The organism is Desulfovermiculus halophilus DSM 18834, assembly GCF_000620765.1.
In the GTDB taxonomy this organism is placed as follows: Bacteria; Desulfobacterota; Desulfovibrionia; order Desulfovibrionales; family Desulfothermaceae; genus Desulfovermiculus; species Desulfovermiculus halophilus.
Window position 1 is genome coordinate 1 of sequence record NZ_JIAK01000045.1, and the last position, 8,247, is coordinate 8,247.

The 8,247-nt window shown below is 48.8% G+C and carries 10 protein-coding genes; 9 read left to right on the top strand and 1 reads right to left on the bottom strand.

All coding sequences use genetic code 11. From position 1 onward, the window contains the following. The 9 genes from N902_RS18045 to N902_RS0113930 form a co-directional block, all read left to right on the top strand. Positions 1-310 (top strand): IS66 family transposase (locus N902_RS18045; protein WP_034622980.1); only part of this gene is annotated, 310 nt, incomplete at its 5' end. A 116-nt stretch (positions 311-426) separates the two neighbouring features. Then, complete coding sequence (locus N902_RS19815; protein ID WP_153304235.1) at positions 427-582, top strand: hypothetical protein; 156 nt, start codon at positions 427-429, stop codon at positions 580-582. Positions 583-648: 66 nt separating this feature from the next. After that, the gene (locus tag N902_RS0113890; protein WP_027371403.1) at positions 649-1,032 is read left to right on the top strand and encodes a GxxExxY protein; all 384 of its coding nucleotides are present in this window, start codon (positions 649-651) and stop codon (positions 1,030-1,032) included. 133 nt (positions 1,033-1,165) lie between these two features. Next, the gene (locus N902_RS0113895; protein ID WP_027371404.1) at positions 1,166-2,644 is read left to right on the top strand and encodes a class I SAM-dependent DNA methyltransferase; all 1,479 of its coding nucleotides are present in this window, start codon (positions 1,166-1,168) and stop codon (positions 2,642-2,644) included. A 172-nt stretch (positions 2,645-2,816) separates the two neighbouring features. Beyond that, on the top strand, positions 2,817-3,074 hold the full coding sequence (locus N902_RS0113900; RefSeq protein ID WP_027371405.1) for a BrnT family toxin: 258 nt from the start codon (positions 2,817-2,819) through the stop codon (positions 3,072-3,074). Next, the gene (brnA, locus tag N902_RS0113905) at positions 3,067-3,324 is read left to right on the top strand and encodes a type II toxin-antitoxin system BrnA family antitoxin (RefSeq protein ID WP_027371406.1); all 258 of its coding nucleotides are present in this window, start codon (positions 3,067-3,069) and stop codon (positions 3,322-3,324) included. The genes N902_RS0113900 and brnA overlap by 8 nt, the downstream gene beginning before the upstream one ends. 713 nt (positions 3,325-4,037) lie before the next feature. Then, complete coding sequence (locus tag N902_RS0113915; RefSeq protein WP_027371408.1) at positions 4,038-4,430, top strand: Eco57I restriction-modification methylase domain-containing protein; 393 nt, start codon at positions 4,038-4,040, stop codon at positions 4,428-4,430. A 431-nt stretch (positions 4,431-4,861) separates the two neighbouring features. Then, a complete protein-coding gene (locus N902_RS0113920) occupies positions 4,862-5,692 on the top strand; it encodes a MipA/OmpV family protein (protein ID WP_027371409.1) in 831 nt (276 codons plus the stop codon). A 794-nt stretch (positions 5,693-6,486) separates the two neighbouring features. After that, positions 6,487-7,833: a TrkH family potassium uptake protein gene (locus tag N902_RS0113930; RefSeq protein WP_027371411.1), complete on the top strand. Its 1,347-nt coding sequence runs from the start codon at positions 6,487-6,489 to the stop codon at positions 7,831-7,833. A 142-nt stretch (positions 7,834-7,975) separates the two neighbouring features. On the opposite strand, the gene N902_RS20270 is transcribed toward N902_RS0113930, so the two are convergent. Next, positions 7,976-8,247: hypothetical protein (locus N902_RS20270; RefSeq protein ID WP_027371059.1), on the bottom strand; the 272-nt coding region annotated here is incomplete at its 5' end.

Sequence of the window (8,247 nt, forward strand, 5' to 3'; positions counted from 1 at the left end):
CAAAGATGTCAACAGGCTGATCAAGCGGCTGAAGCGACATCAGAAAGAGCTTTTTACTTTCCTTGATTATGATGTGAGCCCAGAGAACAGTCATGCAGAGCAGCAAATTCGAGGACCGGTCATTTCCCGAAAGATCTCCCAGCAAAACCGCTCAGAGGCCGGGGCAGATGCCCAGGCAGTATTGATGTCGATCTTTCGAACATCGTATCTGCAGGGGCGCAATCCAGTCGAACATGTCACAGAGCTGAGCAAAAACTATATTAAGCGAAACCACACCCAAAATGAGACGGAATTGGACATGGCAGCTTAGTTTATCAAAGGGCTAAACTCATACCTGAAATCGAATCTCGCCTCTCAGTCTGCGACCAGCTCGAAAAATCCATTGAAGACAGCCTGAACAAAACTGAGGCTTTGCGGCAAAGTATTTTGAAGAAGGCATTTTCCGGGGAGTTGACTAAAGAATGGCGGGAAGCACACCCTGAGCTGATCTCCGGGGAAAATTCCGCTGAAAAGCTACTGGAGCAGATCAAGGCTGAGAAGAAAAGAATGGACTCTCGCAAAGCCGCCAAGAACGCTAAGTAAAAATCTTTTCTCCTTTGCGCTCTTTGCGGCGCGGCGAGAGAATTTCTTTCAATTCAGGAGAATACTTTGGACGAAAACTCGATCGGCCGAGACATTGTGGATTCGGCATTCACCGTACACAGAGAACTCGGCCCCGGTCTCCTGGAAACAGTCTACGAGGTTGTACTCCTGGATGAACTCCAAAAACGCGGGTATGCCGCTGAACGACAAGTATCAGTACCAATCGTCTGCCGGGGACATCCGTTTGATGAAGGATTCCGGGCTGACATCATTGTTGCCAAAAGAGTAATCATCGAACTGAAATCCATTGAAAAAATTACCAACGCGCATAAAAAACAGGTCCTAACATATCTTAAACTGACAGGAATGAAACTTGGGTATTTGCTCAACTTTGGGGAAGCCATGATGAAGCATGGCATCACCCGGATTGTCAATGGCCTCCCAGAGTAGTTTCAAAGATTACCTCTCGCTGAGACGCCAAGAGCGCAGCGTTAAAAGCACTTGTATACTTGGCGATCTTTGCGCCTTAGCGAGAGAACTCCGGGCTTGGCGTCAAGACCCAAACAGCATATAGCGAGATGAAATGAACACCACTGAAAGCATTGTTTCCAAAGTCTGGAGTTTTTGTCACACCCTGCGCGACGACGGGGTAAGCTACGGCGATTATCTGGAGCAGCTAACCTACCTGCTCTTTTTGAAAATGGCCGATGAATATAGCCAAATCTATAATAAAGATGTGGGCATACCAGCTGAATACAGCTGGAAAAGCCTGACCTCCTTAAAAGGCGCTGATCTGGAAGCCCACTACGTCAACCTTTTACGCGCCCTGGGCCAACAAAAGGGCATGATCGGCCAGATATTTTCCAAGTCCCAAAACCAGATCCAGGATCCGGCCAAACTGTACAAGATCATTCATATGATCGATGAGGAAAACTGGGTCACCATGGGCGCCGACGTCAAAGGCGATATCTATGAAGGCTTGTTGGAAAAGAATGCCGAAGACGTGAAAAGCGGAGCCGGGCAATATTTTACCCCCAGAGCCTTGATCCGGGCCATGGTGGAATGCATCCGTCCCGAACCTTTAAAGACCATTGCCGATCCGGCCTGTGGCACCGGCGGCTTTTTTCTTGCCGCCTATGACTTCCTGACCAGCAATTACAACCTGGACAAGGAACAGAAAAAGTTCCTGAAAAAAGAAACATTTTACGGCAATGAAATCGTAGCCAACGCCCGGCGCTTGGGGCTGATGAATATGTTCCTACACAATATCGGGGAGATCACCGAAGAGCCTACAATCTCTTCCAAGGACGCCCTGACATCAGACACCGGTGCCCGCTACGACTATGTCCTGACCAATCCCCCCTTTGGCAAAAAAAGCAGTATTACCATCACCAATGGATCCGGCAAGCAGGACAAGGAGGATCTTCGTTACAACCGCCAGGACTTCTGGGCCACCACTTCCAACAAACAGCTGAACTTTGTGCAGCATGTGCGCACCATGCTCAAATCAACCGGCCAGGCGGCTGTGGTCGTACCAGACAACGTGCTCTTTGAAGGAGGAGCCGGTGAAACTGTCCGCAAAAAGCTCCTGGAGAATACCGACCTGCACACCATCTTGAGGCTGCCCACCGGCATTTTTTACGCCCAGGGAGTCAAGGCCAATGTCATCTTCTTTGACAACAAGCCGGCCAGCAAAGAACCATGGACTAGGGAAGTCTGGTTCTATGACTTGCGGACCAACGTGCACTTCACCAAAAAACGAAATCAGATGACCTATGAGCACCTGAAGGATTTCGTTTCCTGCTACAACCCACAAAATCCACACAAGCGCACCGAAACCTGGTCAGAAGACAACCCCGACGGCAGGTGGCGCAAGTTCACCTATGATGAAATTGTAACCCGCGACAAAACAAGCCTGGACATCTTCTGGATCAGAGACGAAAACCTGGCCGACCTGGACAACCTCCCGGATCCAGACGTCCTGGCTGAAGAGATCATGGAGAACCTGGAAGCTGGGGTGGAGAGCTTTAAGCAGGTCGTGAAGTCGCTGAATGGGCAGTGAGCCAACGAGCTGCAGGACTCTCGCCAAGCCGCCAAGAGCGCCACGTAAAGAACTTTTGCTTTCTTTGTGATCCTTGCGGCTTTGCGTGAGGAAATCATGCCTGGCCGGATACCTGCTCATCAAAAATTTTACATTTTGTTGCAATTTAACTGTTTTTCTATACAATATTTACATGCATTTTGAATGGGATCCTCAAAAAAGCAAAATCAATGCCGACAAACACGGCATTGATTTTGAGACTGCTACAGCTCTTTGGGAGGATGAAAAGCGGGTTGAAATCGAAGCACCTTATCCCATTGAAAATAGACATATTATTATTGCAAAATTAAGTGATAAGCTTTGGACTGCCGTTTTTACTTATCGGCAGAAAAACATACGCCTTATCTCAGTCAGACGTGCCAGGAAAAAAGAGAGGGTACTCTATGAATAACAAAAAAATTGCCAACAGCGCCGATGAATTCGACAAACGCTTTGATCAAGGAGAAGACATCCATGATCTATTGGATATGTCTCAGGCCAACATAACACGTCCTGGAAAAAAAGTGCGGATCACCCTTGATGTTGCTGAGGAGTTGATCAAAGAAATCGATCGCATCCGGGGAGGGATTGGTGTTGATCGTGGGGCCCTGATCAAAGTCTGGCTGTATGAGAGAGTCAAACAGGAGACTACTAACTTCTAGTTTCATACCAGTGGATAAACAGCCCTCTGAAGATGAAACCTCTTAATCAGAAATGGGGACAGATCGGACTCTCTATCACAAAAGGAGCGGTGTGAATACAGGCCCAGTTAAATCCTGCTTGCAGCAGGGCCGCTCTACGGCATTTAACCGGGCAAGCAAGGGCAAGATATTGGTTGCTGTTCCCCTGCCGGAGAGTGTGGAACGGTTCATTCAGAGGACTCGTTTTTTTACCGATGCCGGCATTATAGGTTCCCGCGAGTTCGTCCGCCAAGGATTCGAGCTATTCCAAGATATCATACAACCAAAAAGGAAACGAAAGCCACATAAGATCAAAGGGTTGGAACAGATTTACTCTCTGAAGCGGCTGGGATGAATACCAATAAGTAAGTTGGAGAAAAAACTTTCGAACTTGAGACCAAGAATTCTAGGCCATAAAACAAAGAATACAATCAAGGATCCTGGGTCTGATGAAACCAATGACATACCAGGAAATACCTTCGGTTTGACGGCTGCTTATTTCTTGGCCAATATAATGGATACGCTTCATTGCTCCGACAATAAAATCCAGATCCCTTTGGTTCCTCTAAGTGGTCATACATGCTTGAAAATATTTCAAGGACAAAAAATCTCCTCCATGCCCGGGCCAGGGAAATCAAGGCCGCCGACAGGCGGCTTGTCTTTGCCCGGGCCATCACTCGGCATGTGGTGGCCAAATGCTGGCAAAACACGTTTTCCTCTCCGGCCAGTCCTCCTCCCTGGTTCAGATTCTAGACACTCTCCAGGAGAGCCCTCAGTCTTCGTTCGACCTGGTCATCGGCAACCCTTTATATGGCCGGGTCCGCTTGTCCAAGGAGGGCCGGGAGAAATTCAAAAACAGTCTGTACGGCCATGCCAATCTCTATGGCCTGTTCACTGATCAGGCCATGTCTTTCGTCAAGCCTGGCGGTCAGGTGGCCTCTATCACTCCCACCAGCTTCCTGGCCGGGCAATACTTCAAGAACCTGCGCAATCTTCTGAGCCAAAAGGCCCCGCCTGTGCGCTTTGCTTTTATTTCAGCCAGGAACAATGTCTTTGAAAACGTGCTCCAGGAACACAAAAAAGTATAAAATATTTGCCTTAGAGGAAACAATTTTCATATATTATGCAATATTGGTTATCGTAAAAAATGCCTTTTAAATATGCTTTATAGATTATCTATCTAGGATAAATGACAAAAGTATGAATCTCTCTCGTTTCTTAGGTTTTGGTACATTTTTTGAGTTACAACATATGACAAAGCCATGCCCTGAGTAATCAGGATACAAAAAGCAGCGGTTCAAGCTCCACACTTCTGCTTATTCATTTAAATTTATCATATAAAAATATTAACTTCTGTACAAAATGGTAATGATTCAGTGAAATTAGGTGTAATGTGCAATTTTGAATGAAGGTTAGCAGATCTTGGATTTAGTGGGGCCGCAAAATATCAAACCAAAGAATATAGCGGACTGCTTCAAAAGGACCTCACGAGCATATAAACGGACAGAAGGAAAACTAAATGAGAAAACTTAAACTGATAACAATTATTGTAATGGCGATGATCGCCCTCAATCTAACAGCGGCTCACGCTGAGGAGGTGGCACCTCTTTTTCCTCTGCCATTTACCCCGGACTTCACCCGAGGATCTGGCTGGGGAATTGCTCTTGGCTTGGGGGTTGAATACGAAACCGCCTACGCTGGTTCGGACGAATATGAGTTTGAACTGGATCCGGCCGGGGCCATCCAATGGAGAAAGGGAAACCACCTTTTCTCTTGGGAAGGGCTGGAACTGTCATGGACGACTCGCCAGAAGGATCAATGGTACATCCAGGTCGAGTTGGGTTTAGATGATGGACGTGATGAAGATGATTCTGATGACGGCAGGCTGGACGGCCTTGATGAGAGGGATGATGAGTTTACGGGCTCAGGTGAGGTCAGGTATGCCTTTGATGGGGAGTGGCGGAATTATATCGGCACTCGAATTTCTGTGGGGGGGAGCGATTTCGGCACACTGGGGTTCATCTTTGCCGGGCACCGGTTCGGTTCCCGTCAGGATGGCGGTGGAACAGAAGCTATTCTCTATGCCACATTTGCTGACAGTGACAACCTGAATAGAGATTTTGGAATTAGCCCATCAGAGGCTACCACATCCGGACTTGCGGAGACGGATTTGGATAGCGGATACCGCTCCTCCGGCCTGCGCGTTGTCGATCGACGCTTTGTCAGCGAGCATATTCAAATCGTTTCCGGCCTGGAACTTGAGTATTACAGCAGCGATGTGCGAGATAGCCCCATTGCCCGCGAAGACTTTGCGGCGGAAGTAGAGCTGGCTATACTCTATCACTTCTAAGCATCGTCACCTCAACCAATGAGGATTCAGTTGACCTTCTTAGGTCGACTGAATCCATTGTTCAAGAAGCCCGAGGAGTTGCAAATAAGAGAGTAAAGGGAAAGGTTATATTTGACAATGAGATTGTCAGATTCATGTTCACTCGGGAAGGCATAGAAGATGACTTGCTCAGCTAATGGGTAAGCAAAGTGTAATCACGAGTCGAGAATCCAAGGATTGATCATGAACAATACTAAACACCTGCTGAGCACCCTTCTTTTTGTGACGGTTTTTGTGTTCCTTCTTTCCGGATGTGGAACCCATGGAACGGTCAGAGCCATAGGGGAATCTGGAGCTGTTATGGTAGACGTGCGTCATGACGGTGGCTACTACAGAAGCGCCCTGCCGGACATTCCTCCCGGACATATGCCGCCACCGGGCGAATGCCGGATTTGGCTGCCGGGCGTCCCTCCCGGACAACAGCCACCCCCTGGAGACTGTTACAGACTCAGATACCGGGTTCCACCTGGTGGATGGCTCATCCGTGGGGATTAGAAACAAGCCTATAGGGGAAATCGCATAGATGATCTTCATCCACAGCCAAAGCCGGTGCAAGCAAGCCTCCTCCCTCGCTTGCAGGGACTGTGATCATACCTGAGGATTAGTGGGCCAGCTCCAGGTGCCCCTGGCCTTCATATCCGTTTACGCATCGCCTCTTAAGAACCCTTGACAGAAGGAAATTCTGAGAGCACGGATGTCTTGATAAACGCAACCTGTTTTGAGCTACGATTTCTAGCTTTAAAGCATACCATACCATGCGTAACCTCACTGCTCGCCTTTTTTCTCCATTTACCCTGCCCATCATGTTCTTCGGCCTGGCAATAATGGTCGGCAGCATCGCGTTGCACCATCCGGCTTCTGTTGCTGGTGGAGAGTTGTCCTGGCTGGATGCCGTATTCACTGCTACTTCGGCCACGTGTGTGACCGGACTCATAGTTGTGGATACCGGATCGTTTTTTACCCAATTCGGACAAAGCGTGATCATGATCTTGATCCAATTGGGCGGATTGGGGGTGATGACTTACACCAGCCTTATTTTTTATCTATGGCGCAGGCGTGTATCGTTGACCGATCGGCTGGCCGTGGGTCAGTCCCTGCTCCATGACCCTTCGTTCCGGTTGGGCCGCTTTCTTGTGCAGGTTGTTTTGGTCTGTATATCTATAGAAGGGATCGGTTTCATATTCATGTACTTAGCCGTCCCTGGTTTTGACATCTTTGATGCCTTGTTCCACTCAATATCAGCCTTCTGCAATGCCGGTTTCGCTTTGCAGGAGGACAGCCTCATGGCCTGGAGCGGAATGTGGACAGTCAATGCTATCTTTATGGCCCTGATCATCCTGGGCGGCTTGGGATTTTCCGTCCTGGTCGAATTGTTCATGCCCGGCATGCATTCGGTGCGAAGACATAAGGCCCGTTTTACCTGGCACACAAAAGTCGTGTTGCACACAAGTTTGTGGCTCATTTTGGGCGGAGCTGCGCTTATTTTTCTTTCCGAATGGCAGGTTCAGGCCGACGGAGCAGGCGAGTTGGGCCTTGCCGCATTGTTTCAATCGGTTACAGCCCGAACTGCTGGGTTCAATACCCTGTCCATCGAGGATATGAGCAATGTTTCTTTGCTGATTTTGGTCATCCTCATGTTCATAGGCGGCTCACCCGGTTCCTGTGCCGGAGGGGTTAAAACAACTGCTTTCAGGGCCTTGCTGGGTTTTGGGGTCAGCCGTATGCGAGGTCGGAGACAGACGGTTGTGGCCGGCTTTGCCTTGGATGAAGAAAGCATGAACAAGGCCCTGACCTTGACCATTTTTGCCCTGGGCCTGATTGGAACGGCCATGTTGATTCTGACCTATACTGAAGGGGCTCACCTGCCCCATCCCGAGGTGCGGGGGCTTTTTTTAGAGATTGCTTTTGAGACGGTATCCGCTTTTGGAACAGTAGGGCTGAGCGCCGGGGCGACATCCGGATTGAGTGAACCGGGAAAGGCGGTAATCATCGCGCTCATGTTTGTCGGCCGCCTGGGTCCTATCATCTTTCTGTCCATGCTGCAGAGCTGGCAGAAACCAGAGCACTATTCCTGGCCGGAATCCAATATCATGATTGGGTAAGAGCCAAGAAGCTACAAATAATCCTAGCCTTGAGTTGACTGTTATTTCGCATAGGATGTCAAAGGCGGCCAAAAGCGGACCCAGGTAAGGCTTTTGAAATAGGACCCCCAGGGCGGTGATCAGACCCTCCTTTCTTCTTTATTTACTTCCCCTTTTGTGAAGCAAAATATATCTCCTTCCTCTTGTGCATCTGGTTCGTGTACTTTTCTGGTCTTCCTGATATACATTCACCGTACCCAGTGTTTTTGACAAAAAAAAAGACCCGGAGCCGAAACCTCCGGGCCTTTTCCGTGGCCAACCGAACGAATCCGGAAGCCCACCACAACGAAGTTTTTACTACCATGGCTTCCACAGGATTGCAAGACTGGAAGTCATGTGCCTTCACCTGCTCAAAACCCTTTCCTGCCGTTATTG

Bases quoted from the DNA above. Each gene is read 5' to 3' on its own strand.
- N902_RS0113895 (WP_027371404.1), top strand. From the start codon at position 1,166: ATGAACACCACTGAAAGCATTGTTTCCAAAGTCTGGAGTTTTTGTCAC.
- N902_RS0113900 (WP_027371405.1), top strand. From the start codon at position 2,817: ATGCATTTTGAATGGGATCCTCAAAAAAGCAAAATCAATGCCGACAAA.
- brnA (WP_027371406.1), top strand. From the start codon at position 3,067: ATGAATAACAAAAAAATTGCCAACAGCGCCGATGAATTCGACAAACGC.
- N902_RS0113915 (WP_027371408.1), top strand. From the start codon at position 4,038: ATGCTGGCAAAACACGTTTTCCTCTCCGGCCAGTCCTCCTCCCTGGTT.
- N902_RS0113920 (WP_027371409.1), top strand. From the start codon at position 4,862: ATGAGAAAACTTAAACTGATAACAATTATTGTAATGGCGATGATCGCC.
- N902_RS0113930 (WP_027371411.1), top strand. From the start codon at position 6,487: ATGCGTAACCTCACTGCTCGCCTTTTTTCTCCATTTACCCTGCCCATC.